Below are 19,676 nucleotides of genomic sequence, written 5' to 3'. Positions count from 1 at the left end.
CGTCCCGCCCCGGCTACCACGTCTTTCTTCCTGTTGCATTTGTTCGGGAGATAGTTATAGTTAGTTGCTTCCTTAGCAATAAGGCCCGTCCTTCCAGACGGGCCGTTGCCATTTTAGGGGGCCTTTGCGATGAGCCGTTCCAACCGGATCGATCATATTCGCCTGACGTCGCATCCTGCGCCGGGCGCCAAGCATCACTTCCCGATCCAGTGGGGCGCAGCCTCCGCACGCGAACGTGGACCGGTCATCGGCACCGTTTCCCGCCCGCAGGACCGCAACGTCATTGGCACCCATGGCGGCTCCTATTCGGTCTATCGCGCACTCGCGGTTTCATCCGGCGCGCTTGATCCGCTGAAGCGTCCCGATCTCACAAATACCCATCCCGCTGCTATCGTCGGGCCTTTCGGACAATGGACCGATCCCGAGAAGATCGTATCGCTCGATCCCTGGGGTCATCTCGTTGCCGAAAACTTTGCGCCCGAGATCGCCGAAGGGATCGATATCCGCCCGAGCATTGCGATCACCAAGGCGCGGCTCGATCTGCCCGAGCTGCAGGCCGCGATCGCCGGCGGTCGCCTCAAACACGACGGCGACGTCGTGCATGCCAATGGCAGCGTCTCCGTCGTCAAGATTGCCATCGATCCCGTGTGGTATCTGCCCGGTCTCGCCAAACGCTTTAATACCAGCGAGAACAATCTGCGCCGCCAGCTATTCGAACAGACCGCCGGCATGTTTCCCGAACTCGTGACGCGGCCTGACCTGCAGGTGTTCTTGCCGCCGATCGGCGGGACTACCGCCTATCTGTTCGGCGACGTCAGCAAGCTGCCGGATCACATGACCAAGATCACCTGCCGCGTTCACGACGAGTGCAACGGCTCGGACGTGTTCGGCTCCGATATCTGCACCTGCCGTCCCTATCTGATTCACGGCATCGAGGAATGCGCACGCGCCGGCCAGTCTGGCGGTCTCGGCATCATCATCTACAACCGCAAGGAAGGCCGCGCGCTCGGCGAGGTCACCAAGTTTCTGGTCTACAATGCGCGTAAGCGCCAGGAAGGCGGCGACGCCGCTGCGCAGTATTTCGAACGCACCGAATGCGTCGCCGGCGTGCAGGATGCACGCTTCCAGCAATTGATGCCGGATGTGGTGCACTGGCTCGGCCTCAAGCGCATCGATCGCTTCATTTCCATGAGCGACATGAAGCATGATGCGTTGACCAGTCAGGGCGTCGAAATCGTCGAGCGCGTGCCGATCCCCGACGACATGATCCCGGCCGATGCGCATGTGGAGATCGCCGCCAAGAAGGCGGCCGGCTACTTCACGCCGGCCCCGGTGACACCGCAGGATCTGATCGACTCCGTCGGTCGCGGGCTTGAGAAGTATTGAGATATCAGCAGTGAATCCCCAGACCCCGGAAGCCTCTGCCGCCCTCTCGTTACTGTCAGCTCACGCCGTGCGCACCCGTGCGCAACGCATGCTGAACCTCGGCCTCGACGACAAACTGCCGAACTTCCGTATCGATCTCACGCGCATGAACGACGTGATCAACCTGGTGCTGGACACGACGCGCGCCTCCTATCCGTCGCTCGATGTCCCGTTCCACTCGCGCTGGCGTCACTTCGTCAATGCCGGCGACAATCGCTGGGCCGATGTCGCGGATGGCATTTCATGGCCTGATCGCGCGGCACGCGGACGCGCGGAATTCGATCTCGCCATCACCAGCGTGTTCCTCGATGCCGGGGCCGGTCCAACCTGGCGCTATACCGATCCCCAAACCGGCGCGGCCATCGGCCGCTCCGAAGGTCTCGGTCTCGCGAGCCTTGCGATGTTCGCCGGCGGCACGTTCTCTGCCGATCCCGCGCAGCCACTGCGCGCCGATGCCAGCAAGCTCGCAGAGCTCGACGTCAGCGATCTCAAGCGCGGCATGCAGGTCTCCGACACCAATCCAATGGTCGGCATCGACGGCCGCGCCGATCTGCTGCGCCGGCTTGGCGAACACGTGGCGTCGAAGCCCGATGTGTTCGGCACCAGGGATAGGCCGCGGCCCGGCGGATTGTTCGACCGCCTGGCGTCGCTGGCTGACAATGGCCGCCTGCCCGCTCCCATCATCCTCTTGGAACTGCTGCTGCAACTCGGCCCGATCTGGCCGTCGCGGCTGACGCTGGAGGGCATCGCGCTCGGTGATTGCTGGAAGCATCCGGCGATGACGACCTCGGATGCGACGAGCGGCCTTGTGCCCCTCCACAAGCTGTCGCAATGGCTGGCCTATTCGCTGATCGAACCGCTGCAGACCGCAGGCATCGATGTGACCGATATCGACGGCCTCACGGGATTGGCCGAATATCGCAATGGTGGCCTTTTCGTTGATGGCGGTGTCCTGAAATTCCGCGATCCCGCTGACGCCGCGCGAGAGCACGACGTATCGTCGCCGCTGGTGGTGGAATGGCGAGCGCTGACCGTGGCGCTACTTGACCGCGTCGCCGGCGGCCTGCGACAAAGACTGAAGCTCGACGCGACGTCGCTGCCGCTGGCCAAGGTGCTCGAAGGAGGCACATGGGCCGCCGGTCGCATCCTGGCGCGCGAGCGCCGCGAGGATCATTCGCCGCCGGTGAAGGTCATCAGCGACGGTACGGTTTTCTAGATCAAAGACGGTTTTACACTCTCGCAACGGATGAGGTTCATGGACGGCGTCACGATCGTTAATCACCCGCTGGTGCAGCACAAGCTGACGCTGATCCGCGACAAGAACCGCTCGACCAAGGGCTTTCGCGAACTGCTCAACGAAATCGGCATGCTGCTGTGCTACGAGGTGACGCGCGACCTTCCGCTCACCGATGTCGAGATCGAAACGCCGATCATGAAGATGACCGGCAAGGAAATCGCCGGCAAGAAGCTGGTCTTCGCACCGATCCTTCGCGCCGGCCTCTCTTTCGTCGAAGGCATGATCGGCCTCGTCCCGTCAGCGCGTATCGCGCATATCGGGCTGTACCGCGATCCCGAAACATTTGTGGCCGTGGAATACTTCTTCAAGGCGCCGACCAATCTCGACGAGCGCCTCGTCATCGTGATCGATCCGATGCTGGCCACGGCAAACACCGCGGTGGCTGCCATCGATCGCATCAAGGAGCGCGGCGCCAAGGATATCCGCTTCGTCTGCCTGCTGGCCGCGCCCGAAGGTATTGAACGTCTACGCGGCTATCATCCGGACGTCCCGATCTGGACCGCGGCGATCGACGACCGGCTGAACGAGCACGCCTATATCGAGCCGGGTCTCGGTGACGCCGGTGACCGCGCTTACGGCACCAGGTAGCGAGGTGCACCGACACGCGGGCGCCTCCGACCACACGACACTTCCTTGGACTGTGGCTCAGTTGATCATCAGCAGCCAGGGCATCACGACCAGCAGCAAGCCGGCGAAATAGATCAACCCGAAAATCAGGCCGAACTTCCAGAAGTCGGCCTTGCCGATATAGCCGCTGCCAAAATACATCGGCGCGGGTCCGGTGGCATAGGGCGAGATCACGCCCATCAGGCCAAGCGAATAGATGCAGAGCAATGTCAGAGTCGACATCGGGATTCCGGGAATGCTCGACCCCACCGCCAGCACGACAGGCAGCATCGCCGCCGCATGCGCCGTAATGCTCGAGAAAAAATAGTGGATCCAGAAGAAGATCGAGACCAGCAGGATCATCGCGATGGTCGGGCTGAATGTGGCGAGTGGAGCCGCCAGGCCGGCGGCAGCCCATTTGATGAAACCGATGTCGTTGAGGCCGGATGACAACGTCAGCAGCGATGTGAAGTAGAAAAACACCTCCCATGCTGCTTTCTCGGCAATGATGTCGGAAAACGTGATGACGCCGGTGACGAGCATCAGCGAGATCACAACGAACACCACCATGGTCGCATTGATGAAGTTCGAACCGAGGCCAGGCAGCGAGATGTCGGGATTGGATCCGGTGATCCACAGGAACATCGCAAGCACGACCAGTCCGGCCATGATCCATTCGCTACGCGACAACGCGCCCATGGATGCGAGCTCACCCGCGCTCCACGCCACGATCTCCGGGCTTTCTTTCACCTCCGGTCGGCAAATTGCGTAGCTCAGCAGTGGCAGAAGCAAAATCAGCGGCACGCCGAGGGGCGCGAAGCCGATGAACCACTGTGACCAGCCGACGTCCACGCTCACGATCTTCTTGGCGATGCTCAGTGCAGCCGCATTGGGCGCAAGCGCGGTGAGGAACATCGAGCTCGTGACCGCAGTCGCCGCGAAGGCGGTCCACATCACGTAGGTTCCGATCCTGCCGGCTGTCGGACCCGGCTCCGATCCGTAGATCTTCGGGATGTTGCTGACAATCGGATAGACCGTGCCGCCACTGCGCGCGGTGTTCGATGGCGTCGCCGGCGCGAGAACGAGATCGGACAGCGCAACGGCATAACCCAGTCCCACCGTGTTGCGCCCGAGGCCGCGAACCAGCAGCAAGGCCAGACGCCTGCCAAGACCGCTCTTGCGATAGCCGATCGAGAATACGAAGGCACCGACAATCAGCCACACCGTGCTTTCGGAGAATCCGCTCAACATCCAGCGCAGCGACTTGTTGGGATCGTGTTCGACATATCCCATCACGCCCGCAAAGGTCAGACCGATCAGACCGACCGCGCCAACGGGCATGGATTCCAGGATCAGGCCGGTAATCACCGCAGCGAAAACGGCAAAATAATGCCACTGATTAGCGACAAGCCCTGCCGGAATCGGGATGACGTACAGCACCAGCCAAACAGCGAGAGGTGCAATCTTCTTCCAGCTCAGCGACACGGCATCTCCTCCGGCGAGCCGAGCCGCCGTACCTGCGACAATACGTCCGGCAACGTAACACCAGTTATTGCCCGGCGAGCAACCGCCAACGCGATCTGCGCCGCATGTATCACCATCTTAGAGCGCGCCTCTCTTTCCTTTCGCATCCGCAGCAAACGTCGCGCTGTCATGCAGCCGGGTCCGTTGCGCCGGCAGCCCCCGAACGCGACATGGAGCGCAGGAAATGCTCGTCTATCGGATGGTTTTCTTCACCGCATGGGAGCAAGCCCGAGGACAAATCATGCGTGAAGCTGCCACAGCCAGTCATCGGCACATTGCGTGCGTGTAGCTCGCCGGTGCGTATAGTCAGGCGACGCTCTCAGACTGGATCAGCCGCCCTACACTTGGCGGCATCCATGGCATCTATTTTTGCCAAACCGCCCTAAGATTTCAGCGCGCCGAACTGACGCGCTTCTCCTCGCCGCTATGCGACGGCACGGATTGGCTGTCGACCACGGCACGCCCCTGCGTGATCAGCCGCGCGCCGCGCTGATCCAGCGTGTGGATCCACAGCCAGTTGATCGCAACTGCAAGACGATTACGCAGCCCGATCAGGAAGTAGATATGGGCGATGCCCCAGATCCACCACGCCAGCGCGCCGCGCAGCCTGACGCGACCGAAGTCGATCACGGCCAGCTTCTTGCCGATTTGTGCGAGACTGCCGTCATGCGAATAGCGAAACGGTGCGGGCGTCTCACCACGCAAACGTTGCTTGATTGCTGACGCGACATAGCGCCCTTCCTGCTTTGCTGCCGGGGCAATGCCAGGTACTGGCTTGCCATCAGGGGCAGCAATGGTCACGGTGTCACCGACAGCAAATATCTCGGGATGACCCGGCACTGTGAGATCCGGATTGACCTGCAGACGCCCGGCGCGATCAGCGGCAACGCCCAACCATTCGGCAGCCGGCGACGCGCGCACGCCTGCCGCCCAGATGATCGTCCTGGCACCGAGTGCCTTGTCGCCGTAGACAACGCCATCGATGTTGCAATCCGACACCGCATATCCGAGCGCGACTTCGACGCCGAGCTTCTCCAGCGAGCGCTGTGCATAGGCCGACAGGTCCTCCGGAAATCCAGCGAGCACGCGTGTCCCCGCCTCGATCAGCACCACGCGCGTCTCGCGCGTATTGATATTGCGAAAATCTTCCGGCAGCGTCACCCGCGCGAGCTCCGCGATGGTGCCGGCGAGTTCGACACCCGTCGGCCCGGCGCCGATGATCACGAAGGTCAGCAATGCCGCGCGCTTGACGGGATCGCTCTCGCGTTCGGCACGCTCGAAGGCCGTGAGAATACGGCGGCGCAGCGTGGTCGCATCTTCCAGCGTCTTGAGGCCCGGCGCGAACGGCTCCCATTCATCATGGCCGAAATAGGCGTGGCCGGCACCCGTGGCGAGCACCAGTGTGTCATAGGGCAGCGTCTGCCCGTCATCGAGCAGCACCCGGCGCGCCGCCGCATCCACGCCGGTCACGGTGCCGAGCAGTGTCGTCACATCCTTGCGTCCACGCAACAGATAACGGATCGGCCAGGCGATCTCCGACGTCGCCAGCGATGCGGTCGCGACCTGATACAGCAGCGGCTGAAACAGGTGATGATTGCGGCTATCGACAATGGTGATGCTGATATCGGAACCGGTCAGCCGATATACGGTCTCCAGCCCGCCGAAGCCGGCACCGACAACGACCACCCGATGAGGCGTTGTCGTTCTGATCGATGCCTTGCCGTCGATTGTCACGATATTCGTCATGGTGAACAGGCTCCCTGCCTGCATCCTGATAGCTATGCCCGTCGTCCGAACAATCAAGCAACAATCGGGCGCGCCAGGCCGGTTGTTGAGCGGTTCCAGATTGATCAGCCCGCGTTGGCGTCAGTGTGCCCTGCGCGACCAGGACCGATCCAATAAGTAAGCCAAATGCCGGGCATAAGCATTGCTTGGTTCGTGATTTCGATCCTCCGAGGCACCCTCAATCCGCTCAGCGCCTGTTGAGCGCCGAGACCGTCGCCCGCGCCGCCTCCGCCTGCTATGCTGGCCGCATGAGCTCACGCGACTCCGCCTCTTCCGAGGTCACGCCCGAACTGCTGTTGCGCGCCTATGCCTGCGGCATCTTCCCGATGTCGGAAAGCGCCGACGATCCCGGCCTGTTCTGGGTCGAGCCCGAGCAGCGCGGCGTCATTCCGCTGGATGGGTTTCGCATCAGTTCACGCCTCGCCCGCACGGTGCGCTCCGATGTTTTCACGGTGACCGTCAACACCGCCTTCAAGCGCGTGATGGCCGAATGTGCCGCGCCAAAGCCGGGCCGGGAGGACACCTGGATCAACACGCGCATCCGCGATCTCTATGGCGAGCTGCATGAGATGGGCCACGCCCACAGCGTCGAAGTCTGGCAGGACGACACGCTGGCCGGTGGCCTGTATGGCGTCTCGCTCGGCCGTGCCTTCTTCGGCGAGAGCATGTTTCATCATGCGCGCGACGCCTCGAAGGTGGCGCTGGTGCATCTGGTCGCCCGGCTGATCGCCGGCGATTTCAAGCTGCTCGACACCCAATATGTCACCGATCACCTGCTGAGCTTCGGCGCACAGGAAGTGCCGCGGGCCCGCTATCGCAAGCTGCTCGACGCGTCGCTCGACGGCATTGCGGAATTCGACAGACTGCCGATGGATTTCCCGCTCAAGGGCGCGACGGTGCTGGACATCATCGCGGGACGGAATAGCGCCTCTTAAGACGCGCCGTAACGCTTACTGCCGGAACGCCGGGAAGCCCGGCGGCGGCTGCAGGGGCTGCTGCTGGGCACGCGGCTGCTGTTTCGGCGGCGCACGCTTCTGGGCCGGCGGCGGGGCACGCGGTGCGTCGGGCTGTGTCGTCGCAACCGTGGCTTCCGGCTGCTTACAATCGGTCAGCCAGATATCGTAGATCGGATGCTCGACGCCGTGCAGGCCCGGACTGGCCGCGAACATCCAACCGGAGAAGATCCGCTTCACCTCGCCCTGCAGCGTGATTTCATCGACCTCGACGAAGGCGTCTGTATTCGCGGCCTCGGTCGCCGGACGCGTGTAGCAGGCATCGGTCTTCACGCGGAGCGCGCCGAACTGCACAGTCTCGCCGATATCGGCGTCGAAATTGATGATGCGGCCGGTGATCTTGTCGAGGCCCGAGAAGCTCGCCTTCTTGTTGACGATCTTCTGCGCCGGCGGCTCGGTGACGACTTCATCGCCGGGCTGCAGCGTGGCGGGCGTCGGCGGCGCCACCTTGGGCGGCTGGCGGCCGTTGGGAGCGGCGACAGGCGGCGCGTTGGCGACACCGGGCTGTTGCCCGGGTTGCGGCGCGGGCTGACCGGGCGATACGCCCAAGGGCGGTGGCAGATCGGACTGCCGCGTTCCCGGCGGGTTCTGCGGAACGATAGTGGTGTTGCTGCCGGGCGGCGGCGCCAGCGGCTGCGACTGCACGGCGCCGGGCGGCGGTGCGCCCATGCCGGGACGGGTCGGCAACAGACGGCCCTGCGGCAGTTCCGGCACCTCTTCCTCGTCGTCCATGGGCGGCGGGGGTTGCTGGCCACGCGGCACGGCCCCCGGCGGGCGCGGCGGCGTGTCGCCGAACAGCGGACCGAACTGCGCCTGCACAGGTGCAGGCGACAGTGAGGTGGCGGCCAGAAGGGCCGCAAATCCGGCAATGGTCAGGGTTCGCAACATGCGGCGCGGCTCAATCGAGAATCAGGCTCGCGACATTGTAGGAGAATGGCCGCGTAATCGCCTCCGGTTAACACGCCGAATGCGGCGGCGAAAGGGCACCCTGCTCCCCATACCGCCCGGCTGGTCAGGTCATTCTCCCCGTGAAATAGTCCACATCAGGCAGGCGCGCGATACGCGACCAGCCATCAATCCGGAACAAACCGGAGCATGGGGAGAACGTTCAAGATGACTGACGGAATCCGTCTGGACGGCAGAATCGCCGTCGTCACCGGCGCGGCCGGGGTAATCGGCACCGAGACCATCAAGCTACTGGCGGCGCGCGGCGCCAAAATCGTCGCGGTGGATCGCGATGCCGGCGCATTGCAGCGCGCGGTCGCAGAACTCCCCGCCTCCGCCGAAGCGCTCGCTCTCACCGCCGACGTGACGAGCGAGGAAGACGTCATCGGCTATGTCGCCGCCACGGTGAAACGCTTCGGCACCATCGACATTTTCTACAACAACGCCGGCATCGAGGGCACGATCACGCCCATCGTGAAGATGTCGCTTACCGACTTCCGGCGAGTGCTCGACGTCAATGTGGTCGGCGTCTTTCTCGGCATGAAGCACGTGCTGCCAGTGATGCTGAAGGCCAACAAGGGCTCGATCATCAACACCGCGTCCATCGCCGGCATCATCGGCTCGGCCGAAGTCGCCGTCTACAGCGCCAGCAAACACGCAGTGATCGGCCTCACCAAGAGCGCAGCGCAGGAATGCACCGGCACCAATGTGCGCGTGAACTGCGTCTGTCCCGGCCTGATCGACAGCCGCATGCTGAGTGCGATTGTGGACGCACGCGTCGGCCGCGGGGCGCCTGCCCCGGTCGAGAAGGTCGTCGATCGCGTGCCGCAGCGCCGGCTCGGCCTCGCCCGGGAAGTCGCCCCGATCGTGGCCTTCCTCGCCTCCGATGATGCGAGCTACGTCACCGGCTCCGCCTACACCGTCGATGGCGGCCGCACCTCCGCTTAAACATCAAGAAAACCAAGAGCAGATCACATGCCCGTTGTTCTCGATCCCGATGCCGCTGCCGTTCTCAACGTCTTTCGCGATGCCGGCCGTCCGCCCTATGAGACGATCTCACCGCAGGAAGCGCGCGAGTGGTATTTGAAAGCGCGCCCGGTCGCCAATCCCGAACCGCCGGAACTGGCGTCGGTGACATCCATGACGGTGCCCGGCCCGGCCGGCACTATTCCCGTGCGCCTCTACACACCGAAGACCCTGCGCAAAAAGGACGGCATGTCGCCATGCCTGGTGTTCTTCCATGGCGGCGGCTGGGTGATCGGCGATCTCGATAGCCACGACGTGGTGTGTCGCATCCTCGCCCATGAAGGCGAGACGATCGTCATCTCGGTCGACTATCGCCTCGCGCCCGAGCACAAGTTTCCGGCAGCCATCGACGACGCCATCGCCGCGACGCGCTGGATCTCCGACAATGCCGTGCAGCTCAATGTGGATGCGAAGCAGATCAGCATCGGCGGCGACAGCGCTGGCGGCAATCTCGCGGCCATCGTGGCCATCGATGCGCGGGACAATGGCGGGCCAAAGCTCGCCGGCCAGTTGCTGATCTATCCCGCCACTGATTTTCGCATGAACCATCCCTCACACAGCGAGCCGGAAACGAGCTGCCTGTTGACACACAACGTCATCCGCTGGTTCGCCGACCACTATCTCACCAGCAAGGCCGACGTGGACAACTGGCGCGCCTCGCCTGCCCGCATGGACAAGCTCGCGGGCCTGCCGCCGGCCTATGTCATGACCGCCGGCGCCGATCCGCTGCGTGACGAAGGCGACGAATATGCCAGGCGCTTGTCAGAGGCCGGCGTCGCCGTGGCCTACAAAACCTATCCCGGGCAATTCCACGGCTTCATCACCATGGGCAAGATCCTGCCCAAGGCGAACACCGCGCTCCACGAGATGGGGGAATGGCTGAAAGGGTTGGGCTAGCGCGCTGGCGGCGCCCCGGGAGCAATCGCAATGAAGAAGCCGGAGAAGATCGCACCCGGCGGTCCGGTTAGGGGCCATTGCCTGTGCGGCACGGTTCAGTTCGAAATCGATTTTCCGGCGCGCTGGGCGTGGCACGATCATTCCCGCGCAACACGTCAGGCGCATGGCGCGGCCTACGCCACCTATGTCGGCAGCTGGCGCAAGCGTTTCCGCGTCACCGCAGGCGAAGCGGAGATCACACGCTTCGAAGACAAAACGTCGGGAACCGCGCGAAGCTTCTGCGCCCGATGCGGCACGCCGGTGTTTTACGAGCGCGCCCGCTCGCCGCACATGGTCAACATTCCCCGCGCGTTATTCGGCAGCCGCACCGGCCGGCAGCCGCTTTATCATATCGGCATCGAGGAGTTGCAGGAGTGGACCTACACCGGCGAGCCGCTGGTTCCGCTCAAGGGCTTTCCGGGTGTCGTCTGGGAGCGTCCGGGAAGAAAGAAGAAGCGGACTCCCAACGACGAGCCGTTCTAGGTTTTCGGTTTCCTGCGCTGCTGGATGGCTTGCTGCCGCGACGGAGCCGGTCTCAGCCAGTCCGAATTGCCAAGCGCATGCTTCACGCAGTCATGGATGTGGGTGTGCAGCAGTTTTCGCGCCTTCGCGGAATCCCGTGCCAGCGCAGCATTCATCAATTCACGGTGCTCGACGGCAGCGACCTCACCGCGAAACACCACGGCCAGCATCTGGTAGCGCAGATACTTGTCGTAAGCCGCCGACAGCGCATCGAGCAGCACCTGCGAGCCGCAGGCCGCGATCAGCGCGCGGTGAAATTGCCAGTCGCACTGTTTCCAGGCCTCGGTCTTCGACTTGTCGCCGGCCAGCATGGCCTTTTCCATGGCGGACAGCTTGTGATGAGCCGAGACCACCAGCGCTTCCCAATCGAGATCGCCTGATTTGAAGGACTGCTCGATGGCATGGCCCTCGAGCAGTTCGCGCAATTCGGCGATCTGCTGGAATTCGGTGGCCGAGATCGACGTAACCTCGAAGCCGCGCTGGCCTTCGGCGACGACGAAGCCTTCCGAGCACAATCGGTTCAGTGTCTCGCGCAGCGTCGAGACGCTGGTGCCATAGGCGACGCTCATCTTCTCCAGCTTCAGCTTCTGGCCGGGCTCAAGCGTGCCGAAAATCACGTCGTTGCGGATACGCCGATAGGCGCTGTCGCCGACGGTCTCTCCGGCGCGGTCCGCAATGGGGGTATCCAGCATGAAAGGTCCTGGTGACGAGGAATGGTCGCGCTGCGCCACCATACATCACCCCGCGCCTCAGACACAAATCATCATAGATAATGTAAAATATCGGTTGATTTTTGTTTTGTCGTAGATGACGGTGGCGCCAAGAAGTAAAAATACCATCCAAGGGAGCTTCCACATGTCCGTACACTCGAAGTCCGCCGTCTGGCTTGCCGCCATCGCCGCCACCCTCGCCATCGCCGGTGGCCCGGCCTCGGCCCAGGTGCAGGAGCGCACCATCCGCTGGGGTCACCTCAACAACACCGATCATCCCGTCAGCAAAGGCGTGCAGAAGTTCACCGAACTCGTTGCGGCCAAGAGCGGCGGCAAGATGAAGGTGCGCGAATATCCCGCCAACCAGCTTGGCTCCGAGATGCAGCAGCAGTCGGCATTGCGCGCCGGCACTCAGGAAATGCAGTCGCCCGCGACGACCTCGCTGGTCGGCATCGTCAAGGATTACGGGCTGATCGATTTCCCGTTCATCGTCTCGACGCCGAAACAGGCCGACGCGCTGCTGGACGGCCCGCTCGGCTCGGCCCTGCTGGCCAAGCTGCCGGAGAAGGGTCTGATCGGTCTCGGCTATTGGGATCTCGGCTTCCGCAACGTCACCAACAGCCGCCGCCCGATCACCAAGGGCGAAGACCTCGACGGCATCAAGATCCGCGTGATCCCGAACCCGGTCTATCTCGAGACCTTCAAGGCGTTCAACGCCAATCCGGTGCCGATGAGCTTCTCCGAGCTCTACACCGCGCTGGAAACACGCACGGTGGACGGCCAGGAAAATCCGTTCTCAGTGATCCTGTCGAACAAGTTCTATGAGGTGCAGAAATATCTCAGCGTCACCAACCACACCTACTCCACCAACATCATCCTGGTCAGCAAGGTGTTCTGGGACAAGCTCTCCAAGGACGAGCAGAAGATCCTGCAGGATGCCGCCAACGAGGCCCGCGACTATCAGCGCAAGGTCAGCCGCGATGCCGCAGCGGCTTCCATCGGCGAGCTGAAGGCCAAGGGCATGGAGGTCAACGAGATCGCTCCGGCCGAGCTTGCGAAGATGCGCGACAAAACCAAGCCGATCGCGGCAAAATTCTCCGCCGACTACGATCAGGAGATCGTCAAGCTGTTCAACAGTGAACTTGAGCGCGTTCACAAGGACTGAGTGAGCCGCGCATCACCAACCTTCACTACGCGACGATCCCACGCTCACTGCGAAAGCATCCATGTCCGCTTCATCAACTACTGCGACAAGCAGGATCGTCGAAGCCTATTACCGGTCGATCAAGATCGTCATGGCGGTGTTGCTCGCCGCCATGGTGGTCCTGGTCTTCGGCAATGTGGTTCTACGTTACGTCTTCAACTCGGGCATCGCCATTTCCGAGGAGCTGTCGCGCTGGCTGTTCGTCTGGATGGTGTTTCTCGGCGCCATCGTCGGCCTCCGCGAACACGCCCATCTCGGCGTCGACAGTTTCGTGAAGCTGCTGTCGCCGATGGGCCGCAAGATCTGCTACACACTCAGTCACGCGCTGATGCTCTACGCCTCTGTATTGCTCACCGAAGGCTCGTGGAAACAGACAGTGCTGAACTGGGACACGACGGCGCCCGCCTCCGGTCTCTCCGTCGGCCTGTTCTACGCCGCAGGTCTCGTCTTCGGCGTCGCCTCGATCCCGATCCTGCTGCATGACCTCTATCGCCTGTTCAGCGGCCAGCTCGCCACGTCGGAGCTGATCGCCATCAGTGAATCCGAGGAGCATGTCCCTGCGGCGCCCGCCCCTGCCAACGGGAACGACCGCCGATGACCATCAGCATCTTCACCTTCTCGCTGCTCGGCGCGATGGCCATCGGCATGCCGATCGCATTCGCCCTGATCATCTGCGGCGTCGCGCTGATGACCTATCTGGATATCTTCGACTCCCAGATCATCGCGCAGAACGTCATCAATGGCGTCGATTCCTTCCCGCTGATGGCCGTGCCGTTCTTCATCCTGGCCGGCGAGATCATGAACACCGGTGGCCTTGCCCGCCGTATCCTGAACTTCGCCATCGCCCTGGTCGGCCATCTGCGCGGCGGTCTCGGCTATGTCGCGATCCTGACCTCCTGCATCCTGGCATCGCTGTCCGGGTCTGCCGTTGCCGACGCCGCCGCGCTCGGCGCATTGCTGGTCCCGATGATGGTTGCGGCCGGGCATAACCGCGCCTCCGCGGCCGGCCTCGTCGCCGCCGGCGGCATCATCGCGCCGGTGATCCCGCCTTCGATCGGATTCGTGATCTTCGGCGTCGCCGCTGGCGTCTCCATCTCAAAACTGTTTCTCGCCGGCGTGGTGCCGGGCCTGATGCTCGGCGGCGGCCTGTGCTTTGCCTGGTGGTGGGTTGCACGCAACGAGAACTCGGTGAGTCCGCCGCGCCAGAGCCTTGCGCAGATCTTTCGCGCGCTGATCGACGGCTTCTGGGCCTTGATGCTGCCGATGATCATCATCGTCGGCCTCCGCTTCGGCATCTTCACACCGACTGAGGCTGCCGTCGTCGTCGCAGTCTATTCCTTCATCGTGGCAACGTTCGTCTATCGCGAGCTGACGCTGGCGCAGCTGATGAACATCCTGATCAGTTCAGCCCAGATCACTGCCGTGGTGATGTTCCTGGTCGCTGCGGCGCTGGTGTCATCCTGGCTGATCACGGTGGCCGAAATTTCCGGCCAGATCGTCGAGCTCGCCCGCCCTTTCATGGGCAACCAGACGCTGCTGATGATCGTGTTGATGATCATCGTCGTCATCGTCGGCACGGCGCTCGACATGACGCCGACCATCCTGATCCTGACGCCGGTGCTGATGCCCATCGTCCGCGAGGCCGGCATCGACCCGGTCTATTTTGGCGTGCTGTTCATCATCAACAACGCGATCGGACTGATCACGCCACCTGTCGGCGTGGTGCTCAATGTGGTGTGCGGCGTGGCGAAGGTGAGCATGGACGAGATCATGCGCGGCGTCTGGCCGTTCATGATCGCACAATTGGTGGTGCTGGCGTTGCTGACGCTGTTTCCGTCGCTCGTGATGGTGCCGGCGAAGTGGCTCGGCGGCTAGAAGGAAGTTCGATAATGAAACGCGTGATGATCCTCAACGGTCCCAACCTCAACCTGCTCGGCGTGCGGGAGCCGCATATCTACGGAACCACCACGCTCGACCAGATCAGGGCCAGCTGCGAGGAACAGGCGGTCAAACTCAAACTGGCGCTGGCGTTCCACCAGTCGAACCACGAAGGCGTATTGGTCGATCTCATCCAGTCGGCCCGTCAGGATGCCGACGCCATCATCATCAATCCCGCGGGCTATTCGTTCACATCGATCGCCATGCTCGACGCCATGAAAGCGTTCGACGGACCGATCGTGGAGCTGCACATTTCGAACATCCACGCGCGCGACAAGTATCATCGCCATTCTGTGCTCTCGCAGGCTGCCACCGCTGTGATCTGCGGTCTCGGACCGTACGGCTATGTCGCGGCGATGCTGGCGGTCGCGCAGATGCCGACGCGTTGATCGCGCCGGACCGATGCGGCCTTCATTCGCGGATCAACATGCTCTGGGGCTTGGTGAGTACGTCGGGGTGGAGAATGGCGGCAAGGGTCGCTGCAGGTAGCAAACCTTTTTCCAGCACCAGATCGTAGACGCTGCGGCCGGTCGCATGGGCCTCGACCGCGACGGCGGTGGCATTGGCGTAGCCGATATAGGGATTGAGCGCAGTGACGAGACCGATCGAATTCTCGACATAGGCGCGGAGACGTTCGCGGTTCGCGGTGATACCCGCGACACAACGTTTTTCCAGTGTCAGGCAAGCCTCCCGCATATGGCTGACGCTCTTGAACAGGCTGTGCGCGATGATCGGCTCGAACGCGTTGAGCTGAAGCTGGCCAGCCTCGGCGGCGAAGGTAACCGTGAGATCGTTGCCGATCACCTCGAACGCAACCTGATTCACGACCTCAGGAATAACCGGGTTCACCTTGCCCGGCATGATCGAGGAACCCGCCTGTACCGCCGGCAGATTGATCTCGTTGAAACCGGCGCGCGGGCCGCTCGACAGCAGCCGGAGGTCGTTGCAGATCTTGGAAATCTTGACGGCCACCCGCTTGAGCACGCCTGACAGCTGAACGAACGAACCGCAGTCCTGCGTGGCCTCGATCAGGTTTACGGCGGTGACCAGCGGCATGCCCGTGATGGCGACGAGATGCAGGCAGACCAGACGCGCGTAGTCCGGATGGGACGTGATCCCGGTGCCGATGGCTGTCGCACCCATGTTGATCTCGCAAATCAGCAGTGCTGCCTCGCGGAGCCGGTCCTCGTCCTCGCCGATCATGACGCCGTAAGTGCTGAACTCCTGACCGAGCGTCATGGGCACCGCATCCTGCAACTGGGTGCGGCCCATTTTCAGGACATCCTTGAACTCTTCGGCCTTGCGTTCGAAACCCTGGCGCAACACGGCCATCGCATCGATCAGGTGAAACACGCCGTGATACGTCGCGATCTTCAACGCCGTGGGATACACGTCGTTGGTGCTCTGGCTCATATTGACCTGTTCGTTCGGGTGCAGGTACCCGTAGTCGCCTTTGCCATGACCGAGAATTTCCAGCGCACGATTGGCGATCACCTCATTCGCATTCATGTTGGTGGAGGTCCCGGCGCCGCCCTGGATGACGTCCACCACGAACTGGTCATGCAGGCGACCGGCGCGAATTTCCTCGCAGGCAGCGATGATCGCATCGCCGCGTAACTTGTCGAGCAGCCCCAGCTCCATATTCGACAGTGCCGCCGCCTGCTTGATCGCGGCAAGCGCACTGATGAGTTCGGGATAGATGGAAATCGGAATCCCGGTGATCGGAAAATTTTCGACGGCCCTCAGCGTATGAACGCCGTAATAGGCGTCGGCCGGAACATCGCGGTTGCCCAACAGGTCGTGCTCACTGCGCGTGTCGTTGGTCATGTCGGATCTTCCTGAGTTGTCGCTGTGAACAGACGATTGATCTCGTCAGCCGTCCCCGTCCCCGATCATGCCCAGTGAGCTTTCGAAACCTAACATCTCGAACTCACATGTTACGGCTATATCGTATCCGCCCCAGCCCAGTCGATCGAGTACAATCCGGCGCCGCCCTGCAAGGCGGGCTCATCCAAGGCCGCACGCCGGACGTGCTTGCCGGTCTCACTGCAAGAGCTGGCGGCTGGAAACAATGCGAGGCCGCGCGCGCCGCAGAGCGGCACGCACAACCGGTCGTCCAGAACGGGTGAGTTGTTACGAGCCCGGCGTCCAGGCCTGGTAGTCGCCGGTCGCCTTGGGACGCCGGCCGCTGGCCAGTGTCGAGCCCGACGGACGATAGGCCGCGGGCGTGCCGGTCAGGTTCGGCTGATGCGGCTTCTGCCATTCGCGCGGCGTATAATTCTCTTCGGTCGGCGGCACGTCCACGGTGTGGTGGATCCAGCCATGCCAGTCCGGCGGGATCTTGGTGGCTTCGGCATAGCCATTGTAAATCACCCAGCGGCGCTCGAAGCCCAGCGTCGGGTCGATCTTGCCGCCTTTGGTGCGGTAATATGTGTTGCCCTGCTCGTCGGTGCCGACCAGTTCGCCGAATCGCGACGTCCACAGGTTCGTCCCGAAGGTCGTCCCGCTCCACCACGTGAAGAATTTCAGCAGAAACTGTTTCATATTTTGAACCGTTCGAAGGTTTTCGTCGGGTTGTTGATGCCATCCGGGCCGCCAAATGTCCAGTTGCCGCCGCGACCGATCGCCGCCTGCAACTGATCGTGACAAGCCTCGTATCGGCCTCCCCCGAACCCTATCTCCAAAGTACCGGCGGTCGCAGAAACGGCGCAATCCATTCATGCCGCATACAGTTCCGGACGATCATTCTGTCGTTGCGCAATAACCGCGTGGCGGCAGGGAACGGCAGTCCCTTCAGGGGGTTGAAGATGCATCCCAGACAGGAGCAAACGATGACGAATTTGAAAATCTTGAGTGTCGCAGCAGCCGTCGCTGTGGCCATCCCCGCCTTCGCGGTGCCCCCCAGCTACGCACAAAACACCAAGGTCGTGGGCGTCGGCCCCGGCGGTGCGCGCACGATCGGCACGTTCTCTGGCGGCGGTCAGCGCTTTGGTGGCGGAGGTGGCGGCTGGCATGGCGGCCAGCGCCCCGGCGGCGGCGGCTGGAATCACGGCGGCGGCTGGCGCGGTGGTGGCTGGCGTGGCGGCGGTTACGGCCCGGGCTTCGCAGCCGGCGCCATTATTGGCAGCGGTCTGGCCGCCAGCAGCTATTACGGGAATTCCTACGGCTATTACGGCGGCAGCCCGTATTACGGCAGCAGCTATTATGACGACGCGCCGGATGTGGTCGAAGTCGCTCCTGACACCGGCGGCGGCGACGTTGACTACTGCATCCGCACCTACAAGTCGTACAATGTCCGCACGGGCACCTATCTCGGTTATGACGGCCTGCGTCACGCCTGCCCGTAACACGACGATCTAAGCGTTACGCAAAAGACGGTGCCTCGCGGCATCGTCTTTTGTCGTTTCTGGTTTGCGCCTGCTGTCTCAAGGTCTAAGAACGTGGGTGCAGCGTACGGGGGACATTCAGGGAACTCGCGCGTAGTGTTGGTAGACATGTGGACCTATCTACCGGTTCGATGGGTCGACGTCGGGTGTGAGCAGGTTCAGTGGACGCGTCAGACAAGCCGAAGATCGCCAGGCTCCATCCCAATGAAGCCGAACGCCTCAAGGCGCTGCGCTCCTACGGCATTCTCGACACCGCCATTGAGCCATCCTTCGACGACATCACCAAGATCGCCAGCTATGTCTGCCAGACGCCGATCTCGATCATTAGCCTCGTCGATGACGGCCGGCAGTGGTTCAAGTCGGAGATCGGTCTTGGCGTGCGGCAGACGCCGATGGATCAATCGATTTGCGCGCACGCGATCCTCGAACACAGTTTTCTCGAAGTCGAGGACGTCACCAAGGATCCAAGATTCGACTGCAATCCGCTGGTGACCGGCGAGCCCCATTTGCGCTTCTATGCCGGCGCACTGCTGCGCACACCGGACGGCCTGCCGCTCGGCACCGTCTGCGTGCTCGATGACAAGCCGCGCGTGCTCTCGGTCGAACAGCGCGAGGTGCTGGCCGCCCTCGCCCGCCAGGTCATGGCGCAGATGGAATTCCGCCGGGCGCTGCATCTGTCGGATCGGCTTCAGCGCAATATCAGCCGGCTGATGGCGGTCGCAGGCCACGACCTGAAGCAGCCATTGCAGGTCATGATCATGGCGATCGACCGCATCCGCAACAAGCTGACCGACGAGAAGGATCGTGAGCGGCTCGGCTATGCCATCGACGCCGGCATGCGGATGGCGGAAGAGCTCGACCGTCTCGCCGAGACATCTGTGCTGGATGCCGGCTTTGGGATTCCGAACCTGCGATCGTTCCCGATCTCTGACGTGTTCGAGTCGATCAGCGCCAACTGGCGCCTGCATGCCGAAGCCAAGGGCCTCGACCTCGTCATTGTGCCGAGCAAGGCGCAGGTTGTCAGCGATCCCGGCATGCTGCGCGCGATCCTTGGCAATCTCGTCGGCAATGCCATCAAATATACCGAGCGCGGTCGCGTGCTGGTCGGCTGTCGCAAGCACGCAAACGCGGTGACCATCGAGGTACTGGACTCTGGCACCGGCATTCCCGCCGAACAGCTCACCGCGATCTTCGATGCCTTCCACCAGATCAATCCGGCCAGCGAGGGCCTTGGCCTCGGACTATCGATCGTTCGGCGCACGGCCGAAGCACTCGGCCATGTTATCGAGGTGAAGTCTGACCTCACCCACGGCTCGCATTTCACCGTGAAAGTGCCGTTGGCGGCGAAACCGCTCTAGC

The 19,676-nt window shown here is 62.6% G+C and carries 19 protein-coding genes; 13 read left to right on the top strand and 6 right to left on the bottom strand.

Annotated elements, in window-relative coordinates:
• Positions 1–129 precede the first annotated feature (129 nt).
• From CHC01_RS09720 to upp, 3 genes are read left to right on the top strand one after another with little or no spacing between them, the layout of a single operon-like run.
• Positions 130–1,386, top strand: a complete 1,257-nt coding sequence (locus tag CHC01_RS09720; RefSeq protein ID WP_089264101.1) for a GTP cyclohydrolase II — start codon at positions 130–132, stop codon at positions 1,384–1,386.
• Positions 1,387–1,396: 10 nt separating this feature from the next.
• A complete protein-coding gene (locus tag CHC01_RS09715; RefSeq protein WP_283805446.1) occupies positions 1,397–2,641 on the top strand; it encodes a URC4/urg3 family protein in 1,245 nt (414 codons plus the stop codon).
• A gap of 39 nt (positions 2,642–2,680) precedes the next feature.
• Complete coding sequence (gene upp / locus CHC01_RS09710) at positions 2,681–3,310, top strand: uracil phosphoribosyltransferase (protein ID WP_089264099.1); 630 nt, start codon at positions 2,681–2,683, stop codon at positions 3,308–3,310.
• A 57-nt stretch (positions 3,311–3,367) separates the two neighbouring features.
• On the opposite strand, the gene CHC01_RS09705 is transcribed toward upp, so the two are convergent.
• Positions 3,368–4,813 (bottom strand): DASS family sodium-coupled anion symporter, encoded by a 1,446-nt coding sequence (locus CHC01_RS09705; RefSeq protein WP_089264098.1) that lies wholly within the window; start codon positions 4,811–4,813, stop codon positions 3,368–3,370.
• Positions 4,814–5,242: 429 nt separating this feature from the next.
• A complete protein-coding gene (locus CHC01_RS09700; protein ID WP_089264668.1) occupies positions 5,243–6,598 on the bottom strand; it encodes an NAD(P)/FAD-dependent oxidoreductase in 1,356 nt (451 codons plus the stop codon).
• A 287-nt stretch (positions 6,599–6,885) separates the two neighbouring features.
• Here CHC01_RS09700 and aat point away from each other — a divergent pair, with 287 nt between their 5' ends.
• Positions 6,886–7,572 (top strand): leucyl/phenylalanyl-tRNA--protein transferase, encoded by a 687-nt coding sequence (aat, locus tag CHC01_RS09695; protein ID WP_089264667.1) that lies wholly within the window; start codon positions 6,886–6,888, stop codon positions 7,570–7,572.
• A gap of 15 nt (positions 7,573–7,587) precedes the next feature.
• Here aat and CHC01_RS09690 read toward each other — a convergent pair whose 3' ends face one another.
• Positions 7,588–8,538, bottom strand: a complete 951-nt coding sequence (locus CHC01_RS09690; RefSeq protein ID WP_089264097.1) for a DUF2155 domain-containing protein — start codon at positions 8,536–8,538, stop codon at positions 7,588–7,590.
• A 225-nt stretch (positions 8,539–8,763) separates the two neighbouring features.
• On the opposite strand from CHC01_RS09690, the gene CHC01_RS09685 reads away from it, so the two are divergent.
• From CHC01_RS09685 to CHC01_RS09675, 3 genes are read left to right on the top strand one after another with little or no spacing between them, the layout of a single operon-like run.
• The gene (locus tag CHC01_RS09685; protein WP_089264096.1) at positions 8,764–9,543 is read left to right on the top strand and encodes an SDR family NAD(P)-dependent oxidoreductase; all 780 of its coding nucleotides are present in this window, start codon (positions 8,764–8,766) and stop codon (positions 9,541–9,543) included.
• A 27-nt stretch (positions 9,544–9,570) separates the two neighbouring features.
• Complete coding sequence (gene lipP1 / locus CHC01_RS09680) at positions 9,571–10,518, top strand: LipP1 family hormone-sensitive lipase (protein WP_089264095.1); 948 nt, start codon at positions 9,571–9,573, stop codon at positions 10,516–10,518.
• A 30-nt stretch (positions 10,519–10,548) separates the two neighbouring features.
• Positions 10,549–11,040, top strand: a complete 492-nt coding sequence (locus CHC01_RS09675) for a GFA family protein (RefSeq protein ID WP_089264094.1) — start codon at positions 10,549–10,551, stop codon at positions 11,038–11,040.
• Here CHC01_RS09675 and CHC01_RS09670 read toward each other — a convergent pair.
• Positions 11,037–11,771, bottom strand: a complete 735-nt coding sequence (locus CHC01_RS09670; RefSeq protein WP_089264093.1) for a GntR family transcriptional regulator — start codon at positions 11,769–11,771, stop codon at positions 11,037–11,039. The genes CHC01_RS09675 and CHC01_RS09670 overlap by 4 nt on opposite strands.
• Positions 11,772–11,934: 163 nt before the next feature.
• Between CHC01_RS09670 and CHC01_RS09665 the strand changes: the two genes are divergently transcribed.
• The 4 genes from CHC01_RS09665 (at position 11,935) to aroQ (ending at position 15,320) form a co-directional block, all read left to right on the top strand.
• A complete protein-coding gene (locus CHC01_RS09665) occupies positions 11,935–12,954 on the top strand; it encodes a TRAP transporter substrate-binding protein (RefSeq protein ID WP_089264092.1) in 1,020 nt (339 codons plus the stop codon).
• Positions 12,955–13,015: 61 nt separating this feature from the next.
• Positions 13,016–13,591: a TRAP transporter small permease gene (locus tag CHC01_RS09660; protein ID WP_089264091.1), complete on the top strand. Its 576-nt coding sequence runs from the start codon at positions 13,016–13,018 to the stop codon at positions 13,589–13,591.
• Positions 13,588–14,868 carry a TRAP transporter large permease subunit gene (locus CHC01_RS09655; protein ID WP_089264090.1) on the top strand — a complete coding sequence of 427 codons (1,281 nt, stop codon included), beginning with the start codon at positions 13,588–13,590 and terminating at the stop codon, positions 14,866–14,868. Before CHC01_RS09660 ends, CHC01_RS09655 begins: the two co-directional genes overlap by 4 nt.
• A gap of 14 nt (positions 14,869–14,882) precedes the next feature.
• On the top strand, positions 14,883–15,320 hold the full coding sequence (gene aroQ / locus CHC01_RS09650) for a type II 3-dehydroquinate dehydratase (protein ID WP_089264089.1): 438 nt from the start codon (positions 14,883–14,885) through the stop codon (positions 15,318–15,320).
• A 22-nt stretch (positions 15,321–15,342) separates the two neighbouring features.
• Here the strand turns inward: aroQ and aspA are convergent, their stop codons facing one another.
• Together aspA and CHC01_RS09640 are read right to left on the bottom strand one after the other, a co-directional pair.
• Positions 15,343–16,758, bottom strand: coding sequence for an aspartate ammonia-lyase (aspA, locus tag CHC01_RS09645; protein WP_089264088.1), 1,416 nt, complete (start codon positions 16,756–16,758; stop codon positions 15,343–15,345).
• Positions 16,759–17,064: 306 nt separating this feature from the next.
• Positions 17,065–17,475 (bottom strand): NADH:ubiquinone oxidoreductase subunit NDUFA12, encoded by a 411-nt coding sequence (locus CHC01_RS09640; protein ID WP_089264087.1) that lies wholly within the window; start codon positions 17,473–17,475, stop codon positions 17,065–17,067.
• Positions 17,476–17,762: 287 nt separating this feature from the next.
• On the opposite strand from CHC01_RS09640, the gene CHC01_RS09635 reads away from it, so the two are divergent.
• Positions 17,763–18,278: a BA14K family protein gene (locus CHC01_RS09635; RefSeq protein ID WP_089264086.1), complete on the top strand. Its 516-nt coding sequence runs from the start codon at positions 17,763–17,765 to the stop codon at positions 18,276–18,278.
• A 200-nt stretch (positions 18,279–18,478) separates the two neighbouring features.
• Positions 18,479–19,675, top strand: a complete 1,197-nt coding sequence (locus CHC01_RS09630; RefSeq protein WP_089264085.1) for a GAF domain-containing sensor histidine kinase — start codon at positions 18,479–18,481, stop codon at positions 19,673–19,675.
• Position 19,676 lies beyond the last annotated feature (1 nt).

It is taken from the genome of Tardiphaga sp. OK246, from assembly GCF_900188215.1.
In the GTDB taxonomy this organism is placed as follows: domain Bacteria; phylum Pseudomonadota; class Alphaproteobacteria; order Rhizobiales; family Xanthobacteraceae; genus Tardiphaga; species Tardiphaga robiniae.
This window is presented reverse-complemented; position numbering and strand designations above follow the sequence as displayed.